The organism is Sinorhizobium sp. Y406, assembly GCF_058732025.1.
The window spans coordinates 1358724-1377416 of record NZ_CM178974.1 but is presented as its reverse complement, the minus strand read 5'-3'; the positions used below and the strand labels follow the sequence as shown (position 1 = coordinate 1377416).

General features: G+C 61.8%; 18 protein-coding genes and 3 pseudogenes. 11 read left to right on the top strand and 10 right to left on the bottom strand.

What is annotated here, in order from left to right:
- The first annotated feature begins 104 nt into the window (after positions 1 to 104).
- The 6 genes from AC4P1R_RS06680 (at position 105) to tgt (ending at position 6000) form a co-directional block, all read left to right on the top strand.
- On the top strand, positions 105 to 1502 hold the full coding sequence (locus tag AC4P1R_RS06680) for an MATE family efflux transporter (RefSeq protein WP_492177503.1): 1398 nt from the start codon (positions 105 to 107) through the stop codon (positions 1500 to 1502).
- A 572-nt stretch (positions 1503 to 2074) separates the two neighbouring features.
- Positions 2075 to 2569 (top strand): pantetheine-phosphate adenylyltransferase, encoded by a 495-nt coding sequence (coaD, locus tag AC4P1R_RS06675; RefSeq protein WP_492177502.1) that lies wholly within the window; start codon positions 2075 to 2077, stop codon positions 2567 to 2569.
- Between the two features lie 23 nt (positions 2570 to 2592).
- Positions 2593 to 3165, top strand: coding sequence for a peptidylprolyl isomerase (locus AC4P1R_RS06670; protein ID WP_069457423.1), 573 nt, complete (start codon positions 2593 to 2595; stop codon positions 3163 to 3165).
- Positions 3166 to 3187: 22 nt separating this feature from the next.
- Complete coding sequence (locus AC4P1R_RS06665; RefSeq protein ID WP_069457424.1) at positions 3188 to 3697, top strand: peptidylprolyl isomerase; 510 nt, start codon at positions 3188 to 3190, stop codon at positions 3695 to 3697.
- A gap of 89 nt (positions 3698 to 3786) precedes the next feature.
- Positions 3787 to 4869 (top strand): tRNA preQ1(34) S-adenosylmethionine ribosyltransferase-isomerase QueA, encoded by a 1083-nt coding sequence (queA, locus tag AC4P1R_RS06660; RefSeq protein ID WP_069457425.1) that lies wholly within the window; start codon positions 3787 to 3789, stop codon positions 4867 to 4869.
- Positions 4870 to 6000, top strand: coding sequence for a tRNA guanosine(34) transglycosylase Tgt (gene tgt / locus AC4P1R_RS06655; RefSeq protein ID WP_069457426.1), 1131 nt, complete (start codon positions 4870 to 4872; stop codon positions 5998 to 6000).
- Positions 6001 to 6025: 25 nt separating this feature from the next.
- Here the strand turns inward: tgt and AC4P1R_RS06650 are convergent, their stop codons facing one another.
- The 6 genes from AC4P1R_RS06650 to AC4P1R_RS06625 all read right to left on the bottom strand — a co-directional run bounded on the left by AC4P1R_RS06650 (position 6026) and on the right by AC4P1R_RS06625 (position 9999).
- Positions 6026 to 6895: an SDR family NAD(P)-dependent oxidoreductase gene (locus tag AC4P1R_RS06650; RefSeq protein ID WP_492177501.1), complete on the bottom strand. Its 870-nt coding sequence runs from the start codon at positions 6893 to 6895 to the stop codon at positions 6026 to 6028.
- Positions 6892 to 7674, bottom strand: coding sequence for a hypothetical protein (locus AC4P1R_RS06645; protein WP_151611227.1), 783 nt, complete (start codon positions 7672 to 7674; stop codon positions 6892 to 6894). Before AC4P1R_RS06645 ends, AC4P1R_RS06650 begins: the two co-directional genes overlap by 4 nt.
- 9 nt (positions 7675 to 7683) lie before the next feature.
- Positions 7684 to 8271 carry a protein-S-isoprenylcysteine O-methyltransferase gene (locus AC4P1R_RS06640; protein ID WP_069457429.1) on the bottom strand — a complete coding sequence of 196 codons (588 nt, stop codon included), beginning with the start codon at positions 8269 to 8271 and terminating at the stop codon, positions 7684 to 7686.
- 67 nt (positions 8272 to 8338) lie between these two features.
- Complete coding sequence (locus AC4P1R_RS06635; RefSeq protein ID WP_069457430.1) at positions 8339 to 8929, bottom strand: hypothetical protein; 591 nt, start codon at positions 8927 to 8929, stop codon at positions 8339 to 8341.
- Positions 8930 to 9084: 155 nt separating this feature from the next.
- Positions 9085 to 9225: an ABC transporter gene (locus AC4P1R_RS06630; protein ID WP_069457431.1), complete on the bottom strand. Its 141-nt coding sequence runs from the start codon at positions 9223 to 9225 to the stop codon at positions 9085 to 9087.
- Positions 9226 to 9414: 189 nt separating this feature from the next.
- A complete protein-coding gene (locus tag AC4P1R_RS06625) occupies positions 9415 to 9999 on the bottom strand; it encodes a L,D-transpeptidase (protein WP_069457432.1) in 585 nt (194 codons plus the stop codon).
- A gap of 343 nt (positions 10000 to 10342) precedes the next feature.
- On the opposite strand from AC4P1R_RS06625, the gene AC4P1R_RS06620 reads away from it, so the two are divergent.
- Positions 10343 to 11095, top strand: a complete 753-nt coding sequence (locus tag AC4P1R_RS06620; protein WP_069457433.1) for an SDR family NAD(P)-dependent oxidoreductase — start codon at positions 10343 to 10345, stop codon at positions 11093 to 11095.
- 340 nt (positions 11096 to 11435) lie between these two features.
- Here the strand turns inward: AC4P1R_RS06620 and AC4P1R_RS06615 are convergent.
- Positions 11436 to 11672, bottom strand: a pseudogene (locus AC4P1R_RS06615) (GTP-binding protein); the annotation flags it as partial.
- A 326-nt stretch (positions 11673 to 11998) separates the two neighbouring features.
- Here AC4P1R_RS06615 and AC4P1R_RS06610 point away from each other — a divergent pair.
- The 4 genes from AC4P1R_RS06610 to AC4P1R_RS06595 are packed head-to-tail and all read left to right on the top strand — an operon-like array spanning position 11999 to position 16699.
- Positions 11999 to 13519 carry an ABC transporter substrate-binding protein gene (locus AC4P1R_RS06610; RefSeq protein ID WP_492177500.1) on the top strand — a complete coding sequence of 507 codons (1521 nt, stop codon included), beginning with the start codon at positions 11999 to 12001 and terminating at the stop codon, positions 13517 to 13519.
- 11 nt (positions 13520 to 13530) lie between these two features.
- Positions 13531 to 14469: an ABC transporter permease gene (locus AC4P1R_RS06605; RefSeq protein WP_492177499.1), complete on the top strand. Its 939-nt coding sequence runs from the start codon at positions 13531 to 13533 to the stop codon at positions 14467 to 14469.
- Entirely contained in the window at positions 14466 to 15290 is an 825-nt protein-coding gene (locus tag AC4P1R_RS06600) for an ABC transporter permease (protein WP_492177498.1), read from the top strand. The genes AC4P1R_RS06605 and AC4P1R_RS06600 overlap by 4 nt, the downstream gene beginning before the upstream one ends.
- On the top strand, positions 15287 to 16699 hold the full coding sequence (locus AC4P1R_RS06595; protein ID WP_492177497.1) for an ABC transporter ATP-binding protein: 1413 nt from the start codon (positions 15287 to 15289) through the stop codon (positions 16697 to 16699). Before AC4P1R_RS06600 ends, AC4P1R_RS06595 begins: the two co-directional genes overlap by 4 nt.
- 66 nt (positions 16700 to 16765) lie before the next feature.
- Here AC4P1R_RS06595 and AC4P1R_RS06590 read toward each other — a convergent pair.
- The 3 genes and pseudogenes from AC4P1R_RS06590 to AC4P1R_RS06580 all read right to left on the bottom strand — a co-directional run.
- Positions 16766 to 17063, bottom strand: a pseudogene (locus tag AC4P1R_RS06590) (helix-turn-helix domain-containing protein); the annotation flags it as partial.
- Between the two features lie 81 nt (positions 17064 to 17144).
- Positions 17145 to 17321, bottom strand: a pseudogene (locus AC4P1R_RS06585) (IS30 family transposase); the annotation flags it as partial.
- 302 nt (positions 17322 to 17623) lie between these two features.
- The gene (locus tag AC4P1R_RS06580) at positions 17624 to 18226 is read right to left on the bottom strand and encodes a DUF3617 domain-containing protein (RefSeq protein WP_069457438.1); all 603 of its coding nucleotides are present in this window, start codon (positions 18224 to 18226) and stop codon (positions 17624 to 17626) included.
- Positions 18227 to 18693 lie beyond the last annotated feature (467 nt).

Below are 18693 nucleotides of genomic sequence, written 5' to 3'. Positions count from 1 at the left end.
AGACAGGGCGTTGCTTGCTGCTGGCGCCCGTACCGGTGGTGCTGTAACCATCGCTCTCCTTCAACGGGTCTCAAGACCGTCGCCGTTATCGAGCGAGGAGTTCCATGCTGACCGCGACCAAAGATTGGGTACGGCCGCCGGCCGACAATTCGTGGAGCACGCATTTTCGTGCCAGCATCTCTCTCGGCGTGCCCTTCATCGGCGCGCAGCTGGCGCAGCTTGGGATCAATGCCACGGATGTGCTGATGGTCGGCCAGCTGGGCGCAACGCAACTCGCCGCGGTCATTCTTGCCACGCAGGCCTTCTTTACCGTCTTCATCTTCGGCAGCGGCTTCGCGCATGCCGTGGTGCCGATGGTCGCCCAGGCTCGGGGCAGCGGCGACAAGATATCCGTCCGCCGAGCCGTTCGCATGGGCATGTGGGTGGTGCTGCTCTACAGCGTGCTGACGGCACCTATCCTCTGGTTGGCCGAGCCTATCCTGCTCTTCGCCGGCCAGGCGCCGGACGTTGCGGAACTCGCCGGAAAATATCTGCGCGTCGCGCAATGGGCAATGTTTCCGAACCTGCTCTTCCTGGTGTTTCGGGCGTTTCTCGGCGGGCTCGAGCGGGCAGGGGTGATCCTCTACGTGACGCTCGCCACCCTGGTGCTCAACGCCGGCCTTTGCTACGTGCTGATCTTCGGCCACTTCGGTTTCCCCGCATTCGGACTGTCCGGCGCGGCGATAGCGGCCGTCTGTGTGGCGATTTTCGGCGTCGCCCTGACGATCGGCTATATCAACAGTCGCGCGGAACTTCACGGCTATCAACTGTTCGTCCGTTTCTGGCGGGCAGACTGGCCGGTCTTCTTCGAGGTCGTCCGTCTCGGCCTGCCGATTTCGCTGACGATCCTCGCGGAAGTGAGCCTTTTCACCGTGGCATCCTTGCTCATGGGAATGATCGGCACGATCGAGCTGGCGGCCCATGGCATCGCGCTGCAGTTCGCCTCGATCGCCTTCATGATCCCCTTGGGCCTGGCGCAGGCCGGCACAATCCGCGTGGGGCATGCCTATGGCAGCGGCGACATGCTGGGCGTCAGACGTGCGGCCATTGCCACGCTCGCGCTCGGTTGCGGGTTTGCCGCCGTCAGCAGCGCCGTTTTTGCACTGTTTCCGCGCGAGTTGGCCGCACTCTACCTGGACACGAGCCGGCCCGACGCTGCCAAGGTGCTTGCCTTCGCCGGTCCGCTGATCGTGATCGCCGGCGCCTTCCAGCTGATGGATGGGCTCCAGGCGATCGCTGCCGGGCTGCTGCGCGGACTCAAGGATACGACGGTGCCGATGGTCCTGGCGATGATTGCCTATTGGCCGGTCGGTTTTCTTTGTGCCTGGGCCGTCGCCTTCCCGCTCGCCTTCGGCGGCGTCGGCGTCTGGTTCGGTTTCGTGCTGGGGCTCGGGACTGCCGCCCTGTTGCTCAACTGGCGCTTCTTCCGCCTGCTCGGCTCACGCTCGTACGCCGGATCTTGAGGGCGGAGCTGCGAACCCGGCAAAGAAAAGCCGGACGGGCAGGGGAGACCGTCCGGCTTGCAAGAGCGACCCCATCCGGGGAAGTAACGAGGCCGCTTGTCATGAAACTTCCTGGCAGAAGTTTCCTGGAGGCATTTCCTGCATGCAGCAATTCAGAGTGCTACCGCTACCATTGCGGATCTGATAAGACGCGCGGCGCTGTCGCCGCACGCGCCGTCATCTCCTCTTTGGTCGGGTGACCGCTGCCGATAGTGCGGTCGCACGGCCGCGGGCCTCGTCGCGAAGCGCATGAATTGTCGCAAAGCTCATCGCGAAAAACATCGCCATCGAAAACAGAGCAAGTCCCATAGCCGTCTCCTTTCAATCGCTACAACGGCACGCTCTCGAAAATGGTTCCGTCCAACGTTGGCCTACGCTACGACATCCGGCGTGAAATGAACTTGAACGTTGCGTTCATTTAGCATTCATTCTTTCGCTCTGGTTGTTTCCAGGGGAACAGCGGCGAGCCGCGCGCGCCCTTGCGGTTCGCCGCGGTCCATGACAAAAGGCTTCACCAAATGGAAACAGGCGCGATGACCACGGCATTCTATCCCGGTTCCTTCGACCCGATGACGAACGGGCATCTCGACGTGCTCGTCCAGGCGCTGAATGTCGCTTCGAAGGTGATCGTGGCGATCGGCATCCATCCCGGTAAGACACCGCTTTTTTCATTCGAGGAGCGCGCGGAGCTCATCCGCCAGTCGCTGGGCGAATCCCTGCCGGAAAGGGCTGGAGATATCGCCATCGTCGCCTTCGGCAACCTTGTGGTCGATGCCGCCCGCGAACACGGCGCATCCCTTCTGGTACGAGGTTTGCGCGACGGCACCGACCTCGACTACGAAATGCAGATGGCCGGCATGAACCGGCAGATGGCGCCCGACATCCAGACGCTGTTTCTGCCAGCGGGAACGGCCTCGCGGCCCATTACGGCCACATTGGTCCGGCAGATCGCGGCCATGGGCGGCGACGTCAGCGCCTTCGTTCCCAAGGCGGTCTATCGGGCGCTGCAGGCAAAGCACAACGCCTGAGCCACATCACGCAAGGAGAACCCATGAAAATCCTCCATTTCGCTCTCGCCGGCGCACTGGCGCTTGCCTCCTTCACGGGCGGCGCGCTCGCACAGTCGAACGACGACTACCTGACCATCGAACTCAAGGACGGTCCTGTCGTGATCGAACTGCGTCCGGACATCGCGCCGAAGCACGTCCAGCGGATCAAGGAACTGGCAGCTGCCGGAGAATACGACAATGTCGCCTTCCACCGCGTGATCCAGGGTTTCATGGCCCAGACCGGTGACGTTCAGTACGGCGACATGCAGGAGGGCTTTCGGCCCGAGCTCGCCGGAACCGGCGGCTCCTCGAAGCCCGATCTGCCGGCCGAGTTCTCCGACGTGCCTTTCGAGCGCGGCACTGTCGGCATGGCCCGTTCGCAGGACCCCAACAGCGCCAATTCGCAGTTCTTCATCATGTTCGCGCCCGGCGACTTCCTCAACGGCCAGTACACGGTCGTCGGAAAGGTCGTCGAAGGCATGGAGAACGTCGACAAGATCAAGCGGGGTGACGAAGCCAACAATGGCGCCGTCAGCGACCCCGACCGGATGATCAACGTCAAGGTCGGCAAGTAAATCAAAGAGAAGGAGAAACACCATGGCCGAGATCAAGGATCCGGAAAACACGATCATCATGGAAACCACGAAGGGCAGGGTGGTGATCGAGCTCATGCCGGACGTGGCTCCGGGCCATGTCGCCCGCATAAAGGAACTTGCGCGCGAAGGCGCCTATGATGGCGTGGTTTTCCATCGCGTGATCGAGGACTTCATGGCCCAGACCGGCGACGTGCAGTACGGGAAGACCGGCGGCGACCAGTTCAATCCGGCGCGCGCCGGCATGGGCGGCTCCTCCAAGCCGGACCTCAAAGCCGAGTTCTCCGACGTCTCCCATGTGCGCGGCACCTGCTCGATGGCTCGCAGCCAGATGCCGAACTCGGCCAATTCGCAGTTCTTCATCTGCTTCACCGACGCTCCCTGGCTCAACAAGCAGTATTCCGTCTGGGGACAGGTGGTCGAAGGCATGGAGAATATCGACAAGATCAAGCGCGGCGAGCCGGTGCGCGATCCCGATTCGATCGTGTCGATGCGGGTTGCCGCCGACGCCTGATTTGCGCTAATGCACAAACCCGCCTCGCTGGCCCGCGCCGGTCGCGCCGATGCCGCCGGGGCGGGTTTGCTTTTTGTCCGAATACAGAGATGCGCGTAGACCTGTTTGACTTCGACCTGCCGGAGACTTCGATTGCGCTGAGGCCCGCGAGCCCGCGCGACAGTGCACGCATGCTCGTCGTGCGGCCGCAAGGCGAGCGGCTTCTTGCGGATAACTGTGTTCTCGACCTGCCATCGTTCCTGAAGGCCGGCGATGCTCTCGTTTTCAACGATACCAAGGTCATACCGGCCCAGCTCGAAGGTATCCGCAGGCGCGGCGAGGACGTAGCCACGTCGGTATCCCTGACGCTGCATATGCGCGTTACGGCCGATCGCTGGAAGGCGTTCGCACGTCCGGCCAAGCGGCTGAAAGCCGGCGACAGGATCAGTTTCGGTCACGGCGAAAACGTCTGCCTGCTTGGTGCACTTGAAGCTACGGTCGAAGAAAAAGGCGAGGCCGGCGAAGTCACGCTCCGGTTCGACCTTTCCGGACCTGCACTCGACGAGGCGATCATGAGCGTGGGCCACATCCCGCTGCCGCCCTATATCGCTTCGAAGCGCCCGGAGGACGCCCGCGACCGGACCGATTACCAGACGATCTATGCGCGGGAAGAGGGGGCCGTGGCGGCTCCGACGGCTGGACTGCACTTCACCGATCGGCTCTTTGCCAAGCTCGACCAGGCGGGCATCGAGCGCCATTTCGTTACCCTCCACGTGGGCGCCGGCACTTTCCTGCCGGTCAAGGCCGACGATACCGAAGACCATGTGATGCATGAAGAAATCGGCCATGTGGACGCGGCAACGGCGGAGAAGATAAACGCTGTTCGCGCCCGAGGCGGACGCATCGTCTGCGTCGGCACGACATCGCTTCGGCTCGTCGAAAGCGCGGCAACGAAGGAAGGCAGTATCCGTCCCTGGTCGGGCCCGACCGGCATTTTCATCACCCCCGGCTACCGCTTCCGTGCCGTCGACGCGCTGGTGACCAATTTCCACCTGCCGAAATCGACCCTGTTCATGCTCGTTTCCGCTTTCGCCGGCCTCGATACCATGCGCGCCGCCTACACCCATGCGATCGCATCCGGCTATCGCTTCTATTCCTACGGCGATGCAAGCCTGCTTTTCCGGAAAGACTGAATGACTGACACGTTTCAATTCAAGCTACTTGCAACGGACGGCAAGGCGCGGCGCGGCGAGGTTCTCATGCCACGGGGCACGATACGCACGCCGGCCTTCATGCCGGTCGGTACCGTCGGCACGGTCAAGGCGATGTATCTCGACCAGGTCCGCGAGCTCGGCGCCGACATCATCCTCGGCAATACCTATCATCTGATGCTGCGCCCCGGCGCCGAGCGCGTAGCGCGTCTCGGCGGCCTGCACAAATTCATCCGCTGGGAGCGGCCGATCCTGACCGACAGCGGCGGCTTCCAGGTTATGTCGCTCTCCAGCCTGCGCAAGCTCAACGAACAGGGCGTCACCTTCAAGAGCCATGTCGACGGCGCGCTCTATCACATGTCGCCCGAGCGCTCGATCGAGATCCAGGGGCTGCTCGACAGCGACATTCAGATGCAGCTCGACGAATGCGTGGCGCTGCCGGCAGAGCCCGACGAGATCGAGCGCGCCATGGAAATGTCGCTGCGCTGGGCCGAACGCTGCAAGACCGCATTCGGCGATCAGCCGGGCAAGGCCATGTTCGGCATCGTGCAGGGCGGCGATAGTCCGAAACTCCGCGAGCGCTCGGCGCTGGCACTGAAGGATCTCGACCTCAAGGGCTATGCCGTCGGCGGTCTTGCCGTCGGCGAACCGCAGGAGGTCATGCTCGACATGCTGGACGTCACCTGTCCGGCCCTGCCGGAGGAGAAGCCGCGCTATCTGATGGGCGTCGGCACCCCCGACGACATTCTGAAGTCGGTCGCGCATGGCATCGACATGTTCGACTGCGTCATGCCGACCCGTTCAGGCCGCCATGGGCTGGCCTTCACCCGCCATGGCCGCATCAACCTGCGCAATGCACGGCATGCGGAGGACACGCGGCCGCTCGACGAGCAGTCCTCCTGTCCGGCGACGCGCGACTACTCGCGCGCCTACCTGCATCATCTTATCCGCTCGAACGAATCGCTCGGCGGCATGCTGCTCAGCTGGAACAATCTCGCCTACTATCAGGAACTCATGGTCGGCATCCGAAAGGCCATCGAAGCGGGGCGCTATGCCGATTTCATGGCGGAGACGCACGAAGGCTGGCAGCGCGGCGACCTGCCACCGGTGTAAACGAGTTTCCAATCGGGCGTGATGGTCACCGGGCGCTGCGCCGGCGCGTGGCACCGCAGCAGATCTTGTAGGCCTTGCCGGAACCGCAGGGGCAGGGATCCTTGCTGCGGCGCTGCAGGCGGCCGACGAGCGGCAGCATAAACGCCGATGGAAGTACTGCGGCAATGAGGACGGCGAGCTTGGACGCGAGGCCAGGGACGACGAGGCGGCGACCCGCTTTGAAGCCACGCCACGCGCATTCGGCGACGTAGTCCGAATCGAGCTTGGGCAGAACCTTGAAGAGAGCCGCCCTGTTGGCGCCGGATCGCTGCAGGAACTCGGTGGCCACCGGCCCCGGCGCCACGCAGGTGACCGTGACGCCGGTGCGGTGAAGCTCCTCGTAAAGCGCCTCCGAAAAGGAGCGAACGAAACCCTTGCTAGCGTAATAGAGGGCCATGAACGGTCCTGGGGTGAAGCTCGCGACCGATCCGAGATTGATGACGCCACCGCGGCCGCGCGCCACCATGCCCGGCAGGAAGCGAAGCGTGAGCGCCGCAACGGCGCGAATGTTGAGATCGACGATGCCAAGTTGATCTTCGACCGGCAGGACTGCCGCACTGCCGCGCAGGCCGTAACCGGCGCTGTTGACAAGGACGTCGCAGTACAAGCCGTTTTCGGACAGGAATGCCTCAAGGCGGCGGTCGGCATTCGCCGCCATGAGATCCAGGGCAAGAACGAAGGCTTCCTCATCCGCCTTGCGGAGATCGGCAGCGACGGCCCCGAGGTCCGCCTCGGATCGCGCCACCAGAACGACTGTATCGCCGTCGCGCGCGGCCACCTGCGCGATCGCCTTTCCGATGCCGCGTGAAGCGCCCACCACGACGACGGCAGGCCGCGGCATTCGATCTTCATTCATCGCGCAGCGCCCCGCATCTCCCTGTCCACGGTCTCACTTTCGGCGAGGCTGGCCAATTCGGCCGCGACTTCGCCGTTCAGGATTTTCTCGAACCGCTCCAGCGCCCGCGCGACATTGGCGCCATCCATGACCCTGTGATCGTAGTGTATCCGCACGGTCACCAGGCCCTCATCGCTAATCGGGCCGTAGTTGAATAGCGTCGTCAGCGGCGTCAGAGGGTTGAGCGATTCGGCGCCGAGCCCGGAATAGACGGACAACTGAAACGTGCCGAAATGGCGCGCCCGCTGGCGTCCGATATTGAGGCCCAGCCACATGAGCAGCCATCGGATCGGCGCGGGCGCGCGGGCAATTTTCAAGGCGCGCCGGAACTCCTTGATTTCGAGAACGGGGCGGGTGCGCGCATCCGCCAGGGATGCGCCAAGCTCCACGATCGTCCGGCGCTCGGGATTTTTGATGAGGCTCAAGAGTACGACACGTTCGCCTTCGTATTCACGCTCATGCGCAACGGAGGCAATGTTTCCCGGATATTCATAGAGCTGCGGCCTGGGCAGCTTCACATAGGCACGCCGCAATTCCGGCGTCTCCATGGCAAGCAGCGCATAGCCCTTCAGAAACAGCGCCATCCATGAGGGTCTGTTCGCGGCCAAGTTCCTCGCTTGCTGAAGGGCCGCGAGATTCATCTGCCTCTGGACGCTGACCCGGGGAACCCCGATCGAAAATCTCATCAGGTCGCCTACGAGGCGGCGTGGCCCCGAGAGCTTGAGAGCGCGGCCTCGCATCGTACACCTCTAATATATGTATGGGATGATCCGCTTGGTCTTTTCCATATAAGCGCGGTATTGCGGACCGAAGGTTTCGAGCATCATCCGCTCCTCTTCATCCACCCTCAGGAAGAACAGAACGGCGAAGCCCGCCAGGCCGGCGAGACCGGCGACCCAGTTCGGCAGCAGGAAGGCCTGGCCGATGGCCATCAGCAGAAATGAGGTGTACATCGGATGACGGACGAAGGCATACGGACCGCTGCTTATAAGTTCATGCCGGTCCCGGATTTCAAGCGTAATGGACCAGTTGCGGCCGAGAGCCTTATGCGTTCTGCGAAACACCCACATGGCCGCGAGGAAGGCGACGGTACCGATCACCACGGCCCAGGGACGGGCGACATGGTCGGCCGAATCCGGAATGCCGGTGGCGACGTAGAATCCCGGAACGATTGCCAGGCCGAGCAGGGCCGCGGCAAGCCCGATTCTTTCCGAGGGAGAGCGGCGGTGGCTGACGACCTCGACGCGCCTGGCGCGGCGCTCATGGGGCCTGCGAATTAGGTACCAGGCTATGATGCCCAGCACCCATAACGTCTTTCCGATGGCAGCTATCGACATTTTCACTCCACGCCAAGGCTTTCCGCATTACGAACCAGCAAAGCGGGAAGAACGCAACTAGATCGCGTCAGCCGCCATTCATCTGGCGCAGCTTTGTAATGAATTCTTGCGGTCTGAGCCAGATATTTGGCGTTTTATAGCCCATGGAGCGAGCAATTTCCGCAACAAACGCGTTGCAGTTGTAGAGCGAAGCGTGCCAATACCGAGCCTTGGCCTTCAGCTTGCGAATGTCAGCGACGACCTTGTTGTATTCTGCCTCGGTCAGCATGATGCGCCAGCTTGCCGATCTGTATTCTTCTTCGAGATCACCATCGCTCCACCCGGTCTCCGCCGGCACGGGCAGAAAATGGCCCATGACATAGGGCGCCGTATCATTCGTCGCGGGAGCGAGACCTGCGACCTCAGGATTGATCATGGATCCATTCTTGTCGACGCGACCAAAGATGACGTAGGAGTGCCCATAACTCAGTGCATAGCGCGAGCGGAATTCAATGAAATATCCCTGCTCTCTCGCTTCCGACGCCAGCTTGGCGGGGCCGTCGATATTTGGGCTGCTCGATACGTAGCGCGGTTGAGGTTTCTCATCCTGCGTCTGGCAAGCCGTTGCAGCGAGTGCAAGCAGGACAAGTGCCAATGTACGGGTTCCTACACGTATCATCACGTCTCTACGCTTTGTCCCCGGTCTACTCGGGCCAGAATGCGGGCCGACCCGTCATCGTAAATGTCTTTGACTGTCAGCCGCACCGATCCAGCCTTAGAAGAGTGCTGCGGGGAGGGGCTCTTCAGCTTCCCCCCGCAGCACAATTTCAGCAATTACTTGTAAATCGGTGCGGGCTCGACGGGCGCAGCCGCCACCGGCGGTGGGGCCTTGCCTTTACCTTTGCCGATCGTGCCGCAGGCGCTCAGGCCAACGACAGAAAGCAACGTAATCGTCAACACCAGAATTCTGCTCATCAAGTAGTCCTTTCCTCAATAGTGGGAATGGTTTATCGAAGGCAACACTCCAAGTAATAGTGGCGATTCCCGCCTTGGCCTAGTGCATGAAAGACACAGTTGGCATCAGCTTTGTCGGTTTGGAACTGTTCAAAGGGACCTCACACACATGGCTCACGCTATTTATACCAAATATGCGCAAAAACACCATCAGACGATCATGACTGGCGTGCCCACCGGGGCGCGGCTGTACAAATCGACGATATCTTCGTTCGTCAAACGGATGCAGCCGCTCGATACGGCTTGGCCGATAGTCCATGGTTCGTTGGTACCATGCAGGCGGAACATGGTGTCCTGCCCACCTCGATAGAGGTAGAGCGCAGCCGCTCCGAGAGGATTGTGGAGCCCGCCCGAGACACCGCTGGCATATTGCCTAAGGTGGGGCTTCCGGCGCATCATATTTTCGGTTGGGGTCCAGGAGGGCCACTCCGCCTTTCGGCCGATTCTCGCCCGGCCCTTGATCGTCCGGCCTTCTTCGCCGACGCCGATGCCGTAGCGAATAGCCGATCCCCCGCCCTCAACGTAGTAGAGGTAACGCTGCACGGTATCGACGACGATCGTTCCCGGCCCCTCAGGCCCCGGGTAAGCCACCTCTTGCCGACGGTAGCGTGGGTCGAGACGCGGCCGGGCAGCAATGGCGCTCGCCCTCGGACGCTCGGTCAAGCTGCAGCCCGACACCAACATACCAAGAGCACCCAGCACGAGCATCCGGCGTGTAACGTGGTTTTTCCCCATTTTCACCTGCTGAGCAGTTGAGACTCGGTTACCATCCGTGTTTAACACCGTCGCGGGTGTCAGCCAAGCCTTGCATCCAGCACGGGACGAAAACCGGCTGGACCCGCCGATCAAAAATAGGCAAAGGCTGTATTCCATAGTGATCTTAAACCTTTGTCGCAGCTTTCGAACAAAGGCGATCAGGCAGATTCGCCTCAGTCGGGCGAACAACGTCGCCGACGCCCGACGAAACGCATTGCGCAGACTGTTCATGTCTGGTCGACTACCGGGCCAGGCCCTGGCTCCGCAGCCGAAGTCGGCTTGAGGAGACTTGCAGCAGCGAAGAGAAGATGATGGAGGCACGATGAAACAACGCTTCGGGGGGAAAGTGGCACTCGTGACCGGCGCGGGCTCCGGAATAGGTGCCGCCGTTTCGCGGCAGCTCGCAGGCGAGGGGGCCGAGGTCATCATCGCCGATATCAATGCCGATGCCGCCCAGAGCGTGGCGGCCGAGATCAACTCCGGCGGTGGCAGGGCGCGCGACTTCGCCGTCGATATCACCGACGCAGATGCGGTCGAGCGGCTGATCGAATTCGCGTCGTCGCTCGGCGGCCTGCACCTGGCGGTCAACAATGCGGGCACCGAAGCTCAGCGCTGGCCGACGGCGAATTATCCGCTCGACGAATGGCACCGGGTGATGAACGTGAACCTGCACGGCACCTTCTACTGCATGAAGCACGAGATCGCGGCCATGCTGACTCAACGGGAAGGCGCCATCGTCAACATAACTTCGATTCTCGGATCGGTCGCTTTGCCGACTGCTTCGGCCTACACCGCAGCCAAGCACGGTGTCGTCGGCCTGACCAAGGCGGCTGCAATCGAATATGCTCGACTGGGCATCCGCATCAATGCCGTCGGTCCCGGCTGGATCGAGACCCCGCTTCTGTCGGAATATGCGGAACTCGCAAAGACGCGTCGCATGGAGGCCCTTCAGCCCATGGGACGGCGCGGAACGCCGGAGGAGGTGGCCGCCCTCGTCTGCTTCCTCCTTTCCGACGAGGCCTCCTTCATCACGGGGAGCTATCATCTCGTCGACGGAGCTTATACGGCGCATTGATGCATGCCACCGACAAGCGTGCAGCGGTTTTCGGACGACGAGCACGTCGCACGAAGGCAGCAGGCGCGGTCGCACACCTTACCAATTGGGCAACGATCGCGGCGCCGCCCTATGGCGGGCCCCATCGAGGCGGCACGCCGTAGTCTCATTCCGCGACGCCGCGACACTCGAGCATTTCCTCGACGGCTACCACAAGGCCGGTCTTCCGGAGTGAACCGTCACCGCGCCCTCCACGGCAAAGGGAAAAATGCCGGGAGATGCGTAAGCCTCCGGTTGTAGATTGGGTTATGCGATTGTGACGATAAGAACGATCGTAAGTATCAAACCAATCCATTCTGCGACCGGAGCCAAGCGGCATCACGTCCTCGTCGGACCCGACGATGACGTCGTTGTAGCGGCCGACCTCGCCGAATTCATTGACGAGGACCGCAAGCCTCTTGCCATGCGGCTCTGTGAAAATGCGGTTCAATAGCGTGATTTTGCCCGCCGCACCGAGATATCCCGCAAGCACGGCGACCGGCGAGGGCTCAGTCTTCCTGAACGTGTTCGATCTTTTGGATTGACGGGTCTGATGCAGGTAGCCGCTCAAGCTGCGGGCTCGCTTGCCGCTCCATTCGGTATGTTATTTCGTAACATTTCGTTTGACGAACGTAATAACGTTACATATGCAGGAACCGTCAATCCCCGAGGACGCGATGAGCGACACCTGCCCGGAATGCGCAAATCTGACGCTTGGCTATCAAGGCCATGCAGCAAGCCCTCGATCGCACCTTTCCGGCGAGCGTCATCGACCTCGTGCCGCTGGGCTTGGTCGGCGTCTTCCCGATGCTCAGACGCATGCGCCTGACGGGCGATTGCACGAGATTGGTAATTCGACATCACTTTGAATCACCGGAGAATACGATGCGTAAATTGAAGACGCTTTTTCTAACGCTTGCCCTCGGTGCGTCCCTATCCGTCAGCTCCGCTTATGCAGTAGTGCTGAAGGTGGCGGGGCCATGGGAAATCAGCGGTATCGAGCCGGCGCAGACGGGCTATGTCTTCAGCAGGCTTCAGGTCGCCGAAACGCTGGTGACGACCGACAAGGTGGGGGGCCTCGTTCCAGGTCTTGCGGAAAACTGGTCGGTTTCGGGCGACGGCCTCGCGTGGAGCTTTACGCTCCGGGCCAATGCGGTTTTCCATGATGGAACCCCGGTCACCGCCGAGACGGCCGCCGCCAGCCTAAATCGAGCGCTCGCGGGTGTCGGCGTTCTATCTCAGGCACCGATAGCCGAGATTGCGAGCGACGGCAGCGACGTCCGGATACGGCTGACCAAGCCCTTTTCCGCCTTGCCGGCTTATCTCGTGCATTTCAGCGCCATCATCCTTGCTCCGTCCTCGTTGGACGGCGCGGGCAAAATCACGCAGATCGTTGGTTCCGGACCCTACAAGATCAAACGCCTGACGCCGCCGGCACGGCTCGAATTGGAAGGATCGGGCAACTGGTGGGGCGGAAAACCCGGCATCGAGCAAGTAAGCTACCTTGCCGTGGGGCAGGGGGAAACCCGCGCGCTCATGGCCGAAAGCGGCGAAGCCGACCTCGTCTTTTCTATGCTGCCGGTTTCGGTCGATCGGCTGAAGGCCAATCCGAATCTGGACGTCCGGATCGCGACCATCCCCCGCACACGTATTCTCAAGGTCAACGCTGCATCGCCGTTTTTCGACCAGATCGAAGAGCGACGGGCGATCAGCGCCGCCATCGACCGCATCGGCATCACAAAGGTCATCCTGCGCAATGCCGACCTGGCCGCAACCCAGCTTTTCCCACCGGCCATGAAGGGCTGGAACCTTCCCGATGTTCGGCCGCTCGGGCGTAACGTCGAAAAGGCGAAGGAACTGCTGGCGGCCGCCGGCTGGGTGCCGGGGAGCGACGGCATCCTGGAGAAGGACGGCAAGCGCTTCAGCGTGACGATGCTCACCTATTCCAGCTGGCCGGAACTGCCGCCGATCGCGACAGCGCTCCAGGCCCAGCTCAGGCAGGTCGGCATCGAGGCCAAGGTATCCGTCGGCAACAGTTCTGAAATCCCGGCCCGTCACAAGGATGGGACCCTGGAGATGGGGCTGATCTCGCGGCTCTATTCGATCGTGCCTGATCCGGTCGGCACACTTCTTCAGGACTATGGTGCGGGCGGTAGCGACTGGGGCTCCATGGGTTGGGACAACAAGGAGATGCAGGACATCGTCGAAAAGCTCGCGGCAACGAGCGACGCGAATGTCCGCGCTCCGCTCCAGACCCGCGCGGTCGAAATCCTGCAACAGGAATTGCCGAGCATACCCGTCACCTGGTCCGAACTCGCTATCGTCTCCAGCAAGCGCATCACCGGCGTTGAGGTCGATCCTCTCGAGGTGAACTACGGCCTCTCGTCGATCCGCTGGGCAGAATAACGGGAAGGGCTATGAAGAAGTTCTTTTTTGCTCGCCTTCTGCAGGCTGCTGTCGGTGCGATCGTGGTGGGAGCCTTGTGTTTCGTCCTGATGCGCGTGCTGCCGGGGGACGTTGCCATGCGCATCGCGGCCGGCCGCTACGGACCGGACGCGCGGATCGCTGAGGCGGCCGAGAAGGTGCGTCTCGAACTCGGCCTCGAACGGCCGATCGCCATGCAGTTCATCGAATGGCTGGGCAGCCTCGCGCGATTCGATCTCGGCCATTCGCTGGTTACCGGACGCGCCGTTGCCCATGAATTGCAGGTGCAACTCGGCGCTTCGGTCTGGCTAGCGGCAGCAGCGTTGCTGCTGTCGCTGCTGATCGGTCCGATCGTAGGGCTTTTCGGGGGCCTCAAGCCGGGTGGCGTCGCAGATCGGGTCTGCCTCATGGGCGCCGTGACCTTCCGCGCCATTCCGCCCTTCGTGATGGGCCTCATCCTCATGCTGGTCTTTTCCCGGCAGCTCGGCTGGCTGCCGCCGGCCGGCTTCGGGTCCCCCCGGGAGATCCTGTTGCCGGCGCTGACGCTAGCGCTCGGGCTCGCGGCGATGTCGAGCCGCGTTACCCGCAACGCCGTCGCGGCCGTCGCCCGGGCGCCCTATTTTGCCTTCGCTCGCTACAAGGGGCTCTCCGAGCTCGTGGCCGTGCGACGGCACGGGCTCAGGAATGCGGCCATTCCAGTCGTCTCCTATCTCGGATTGCAGGCGATCTATCTGATCGAAGGGGTGGTGGTGGTGGAATCGCTCTTCGCCTATCCGGGCATCGGCCACGCGCTGGTGCATGCGATCGTCGAACGCGACATCCCGATGGTGCAGGGGACGGCACTGATAATGGGACTGATGTTCGTCGCCATTGGCGCGGCCGTCGATCTTGTCACCCTCTGGCTCGATCCGCGCGTGAGGAGAACGGCATGAGCACCTTCGACAATTTCTTATTCACGAGACCGAAGGCGGCCATCGGGCCGGCGCGCCAGGCGGGCGCCGGTCTGCTGATCCTGCTCGGCGGCTTTTCCATCGTCGGCCCCGTGGTCATTCCGTCCGACCCGGCCGCCCAGGATTTCGGCGCGAGCCTTGCGCCGATCGGCGGCGACTATCTGCTGGGCGCCGATCATTACGGCCGCAGCCTCGTCGCGCGGCTTGCCCACGGCGCGCGCCTCTCCTTCGGCATGGCCTTTCTCACCATGCTGGCTGCGGCCATACCCGGCGTTCTGCTCGGCCTTCTCGCCGCATGGAAAGGCGGCTGGACGGAGCGCCTGCTTGAATTGGTGGCGACTGTCGTCCTGGCCTTGCCCGGCCTTATGCTCGTGCTTCTGCTACTCGCCTTTGCGCCCGGCAATTATGGGCCGCTCTTTCTCGGGCTGGCGCTGACCCTGTGGGTGGAGTTTTACCGCGTGACGAAAACGACGACGAGAACGGTGTTGGCTCAACCGCATATCGAAGCAGCGCGCATGCTCGGTTTCGGCTCGCGCTACATCTTCGTCCATTATGTCCTGCCGGTCATCGGACCGATGATCGCCACGCTTTCCGCATTCGCCATGGCAACCGCCATCATCGCGGTATCGACGCTGAGCGCGATCAGCGTCGGTCTCCAGCCACCCACGCCGGAACTCGGCAGCATGATCGTGGAACTCCTGCCATACTATGCCGAGGCTCCGATGCATGTGCTGCTTCCCGCCACGCTCATCTTCCTTCTGGTTCTCGGACTGCAACTGCTCGCGCAGGGAGATCGCGCATGAACATCCAGGTCCCATCCGACCTCTCGGTTTCCGGTCTGTCCATCCACTCAGCCGAGGGTGCGATCGTTTCGGACGTAACGCTTGCCTTAGGCAGAGGTCAGCCTTTGACCCTTCTCGGCGAAAGCGGCTCCGGAAAGTCGCTGGTCGCGCAGGCGATCATGGGCAATCTGCCCCCGGAACTGCGGGCGACGGGGCGCGTGCTGTTCAGGGAAGCGGATCTTCTCAAGGAAACGCCGAGCCAACGTCGCCGTCGGTGGGGCCGCAGCATCAGCCTGCTGCCGCAGGAACCATGGCTGGCGCTGGATCCGACCATGCGCGTGGCCCCGCAAGTTGCCGAGGTTCATCGCTACGTGAAGGGCAGGGCGGCCGCCGAAAGCGCAATGGCTGCGAAGAAAAACCTCTCCGAAGTGGCTCTTTCTGCCGCAGAAGGGCTCTACCCGTTCCAGATTTCCGGCGGCATGGGGCAGCGGACGGCCATTGCCATGGCGCATGCGACGGACGCCGAACTGCTGATCGCCGACGAACCGACCAAGGGGCTCGATGCGGCGCTCCGGGACGCGGTGACGGACCGCCTGAGACAGGAAGTGGAAAGGGGACGCCTGCTCCTGACCATCACCCACGACGTCGCCGTGGCCAGAGCGCTCGGCGGAACGATTGGCGTCATGCTCGATGGTCGGCTCGTTGAATATGGGCCCACCCAGAAGCTGCTGACTGCCCCCGAGCACGCCTACACCAAGGCACTTCTGGCGGCCGAGCCATCACAGTGGGAGCGGCATCCGGGCATGAAATCGGACAAGCTGGTTGTCGCGGGCTGCGGACTGGAAAAGAGATACGGTGACAGGGTTCTGTTTTCCGGCCTCGACATCACCGTGGCTGCCGGCGAGATCGTCTCGATCGCCGGCCCCAGCGGATGCGGCAAGACGACGGTCGGCAACATCCTGCTTGGCCTGACCAATCCTGATGCGGGCTCGATCGTGCGCAAGGCAGGCCTCTCCTCGCTACGCTTCCAGAAACTCTACCAGGACCCGCCTGCAGCGTTCGCGCCGTCTCAGACGATCCGCAGGGGATTGCGGGATCTGACGCGGCTGCATGGCAAGGAATGGACCGATGTCGAGCGATTGCTGGCCCGGTTGCGCTTGCCGGGAGCCTTGCTCGATCGTCTGCCGGGACAGATTTCCGGCGGGGAATTGCAGCGTTTTGCGCTGTTGCGTGCCCTGCTGCTCGATCCCGCCTTCCTCTTCGCCGACGAGATGACCTCGCGGCTGGACCCGGTCAGCCAGAAGGAGGTGATGACATTCCTGCTGGAAATCGTCAGCGAGAGGCGCGTTGCGGTGCTCATGGTAACGCATGATCGGGAGGTTGCAGACCGTGTTTCGACCCGGGTAGTTGAGCTTGCGCGCACATGCTAGCCCACCACAAATAGCAGCGCGACATTGTCGAGGTGAATGGGACGGGCCATCGCTCTTGAACAGTCGGCGCAACGCCGACTCCTTGCGCTTCGACCGCGACGGCAGCGTCGGACCGAAGTCGGCATAGCGCTCGCGAACCAGCGCCACATAATCCCGAACACCATCGCTGATCCGGTTGTTCGACGGTCGGCCAAATCGCCTTGTGCCGGATCGATGCTGCGCCGTCCGTCCGGATCCGCTCCAAGAGCCGGCGCACCTGGCACAACACATGCGCCGCCGAGACAATCGTCATGCGGCCGTCGATCACCTTCGACAAAACCTCGATCCGCTGCAGATCACGCTCGCTCATCGCAATCAATCCCATCCGCAATCTCCCCAGGTCATCAAAACCGGGGAGAGTGACATTCTTACTTTGCAGAAACAGGACACTTCAACTTTGCGGGGCGACGAGCTGATGCTGGCTTGCTGCCGCCAGATCTGTGTCGCTGGGCAGGAAGCGGCGGATGCGCTTGTTGGTGTTCTTGACGGCACCTTTCTGCGACGGTGAATTTGGATCGCAGAACCAGTTCCTGGCGCCGATCCCGTCATCCAGAGCCCTGGAACCGCGAAACTCGGTACCGCGGCGGCCGTCTCCAGGGGATCCGGCAGGAGGCCGTGTTCATCCATCGGCATGGGCACGATCGTTGCGCCGATCCTGCGAAGAGCAGAAAGGGCGAGCGAGAACGTCGCCCCTGCGGCAGGTGCACGACCAAGACGGCGCGAATGTGCTGCGCCAGGACGTCCTCCTGGCCGACACCGCTTGGATAGCAGGTTTTCAGATTGAAGGGCAGCAAGGGGATACCTTACCTGTGGCGGCTGCGAGAGGGCAGCGTTGGAGCATGCCACAGTCCGGTGCTCCATTGCTGCCCATCGTGCCCACGCGGGTTACTGCCGCTCCATTCGCTTCATCCCAGGCCTCATGCCCGCCGGGCATTCTCCTGCGAATGAGGCGCTGACAGTGATGGTTTGTCGATCGACCTGCTGACTTGGCCCCCTTGCTTCTGTGGTTGATTTGAAGGTGTAAGCCGTTCTGAAGTCGCCGGAGAAATCCACAATAAGCCTGACGTCGCCGGTGAGGCTGGAATTGCAATTAGAGATCAACGAGTAGCCGTTCCCGCTTCTTGTGAGCGATCTGACCTTGCATTCTTTCTTGAAGTTGCTCCAGACATCGCTGTTCAGGAACGTGTTGTTCTTGTCGTTGACGCACATGCTCCAGTTCGCGAAGGGATTGTCTTGGGATTTTACGATCCAAAGCCCTGATTTTCTGGCGGGCACTTCAGAGGCGGATGCCGCACCCAATGACAGCGCCGTGACAACGGCGGCATGGGCGATAAGCCGCAGTATTCTATGCAAATGTCTCTCCTTCTCATCATTCATGAAAGCGCCGCCGAAGCCGTTTGGCGGCCGCTTCCTTTGCGAGCATGTTTCCAACAGCAGGCCGACGTTAATTTCGTCCAGCGGTGCGAGGATTATTCCGACGCGCACCACCTGTATCGATCTGTCATCTCAAGGCTTTCATTCTCGCGTTTTAACAGGAATTCCCTCTTGTTTGCTATTTCCATCCTGCTTTTGTATCCCGTGACAATTGTCGGCAAGATGCTCCACCAGTGATGATAATATGAGCAGGTCTCGTCGAACTCGTAAATGTTTCCAGAATAGGAAACGTTGCTCACGGTGCAGCTGCTCTTTTCGCCCTTAATGTTTTGCCCGTTATAGATAAATAGGAGCGAACGTTTTGTTTCGCCGCAACCAAGTCGCGATTCGACGTATCTTCCGTGATCTATCGGGAACAGCTCTCCTGCGAAAAGCGGCGTCGCGGAGGCAACAACAAATACGGAGAGGGCGAGTGATGATATTCGTCGCTTAGATTGCATTGTTTCTGTCTTTGGTTTGGCTAGTGATACACGCGTGCGTCGTTGTGGAATGTGCTGATCAGTGCCTGGATGACCTCAGGT

Bases quoted from the DNA above. Each gene is read 5' to 3' on its own strand.
- AC4P1R_RS06680 (WP_492177503.1), top strand. From the start codon at position 105: ATGCTGACCGCGACCAAAGATTGGGTACGGCCGCCGGCCGACAATTCG.
- coaD (WP_492177502.1), top strand. From the start codon at position 2,075: ATGACCACGGCATTCTATCCCGGTTCCTTCGACCCGATGACGAACGGG.
- AC4P1R_RS06670 (WP_069457423.1), top strand. From the start codon at position 2,593: ATGAAAATCCTCCATTTCGCTCTCGCCGGCGCACTGGCGCTTGCCTCC.
- AC4P1R_RS06665 (WP_069457424.1), top strand. From the start codon at position 3,188: ATGGCCGAGATCAAGGATCCGGAAAACACGATCATCATGGAAACCACG.
- queA (WP_069457425.1), top strand. From the start codon at position 3,787: ATGCGCGTAGACCTGTTTGACTTCGACCTGCCGGAGACTTCGATTGCG.
- tgt (WP_069457426.1), top strand. From the start codon at position 4,870: ATGACTGACACGTTTCAATTCAAGCTACTTGCAACGGACGGCAAGGCG.
- AC4P1R_RS06650 (WP_492177501.1), bottom strand. From the start codon at position 6,895: ATGAATGAAGATCGAATGCCGCGGCCTGCCGTCGTCGTGGTGGGCGCT.
- AC4P1R_RS06645 (WP_151611227.1), bottom strand. From the start codon at position 7,674: ATGCGAGGCCGCGCTCTCAAGCTCTCGGGGCCACGCCGCCTCGTAGGC.
- AC4P1R_RS06640 (WP_069457429.1), bottom strand. From the start codon at position 8,271: ATGTCGATAGCTGCCATCGGAAAGACGTTATGGGTGCTGGGCATCATA.
- AC4P1R_RS06635 (WP_069457430.1), bottom strand. From the start codon at position 8,929: ATGATACGTGTAGGAACCCGTACATTGGCACTTGTCCTGCTTGCACTC.
- AC4P1R_RS06630 (WP_069457431.1), bottom strand. From the start codon at position 9,225: ATGAGCAGAATTCTGGTGTTGACGATTACGTTGCTTTCTGTCGTTGGC.
- AC4P1R_RS06625 (WP_069457432.1), bottom strand. From the start codon at position 9,999: ATGGGGAAAAACCACGTTACACGCCGGATGCTCGTGCTGGGTGCTCTT.
- AC4P1R_RS06620 (WP_069457433.1), top strand. From the start codon at position 10,343: ATGAAACAACGCTTCGGGGGGAAAGTGGCACTCGTGACCGGCGCGGGC.
- AC4P1R_RS06610 (WP_492177500.1), top strand. From the start codon at position 11,999: ATGCGTAAATTGAAGACGCTTTTTCTAACGCTTGCCCTCGGTGCGTCC.
- AC4P1R_RS06605 (WP_492177499.1), top strand. From the start codon at position 13,531: ATGAAGAAGTTCTTTTTTGCTCGCCTTCTGCAGGCTGCTGTCGGTGCG.
- AC4P1R_RS06600 (WP_492177498.1), top strand. From the start codon at position 14,466: ATGAGCACCTTCGACAATTTCTTATTCACGAGACCGAAGGCGGCCATC.
- AC4P1R_RS06595 (WP_492177497.1), top strand. From the start codon at position 15,287: ATGAACATCCAGGTCCCATCCGACCTCTCGGTTTCCGGTCTGTCCATC.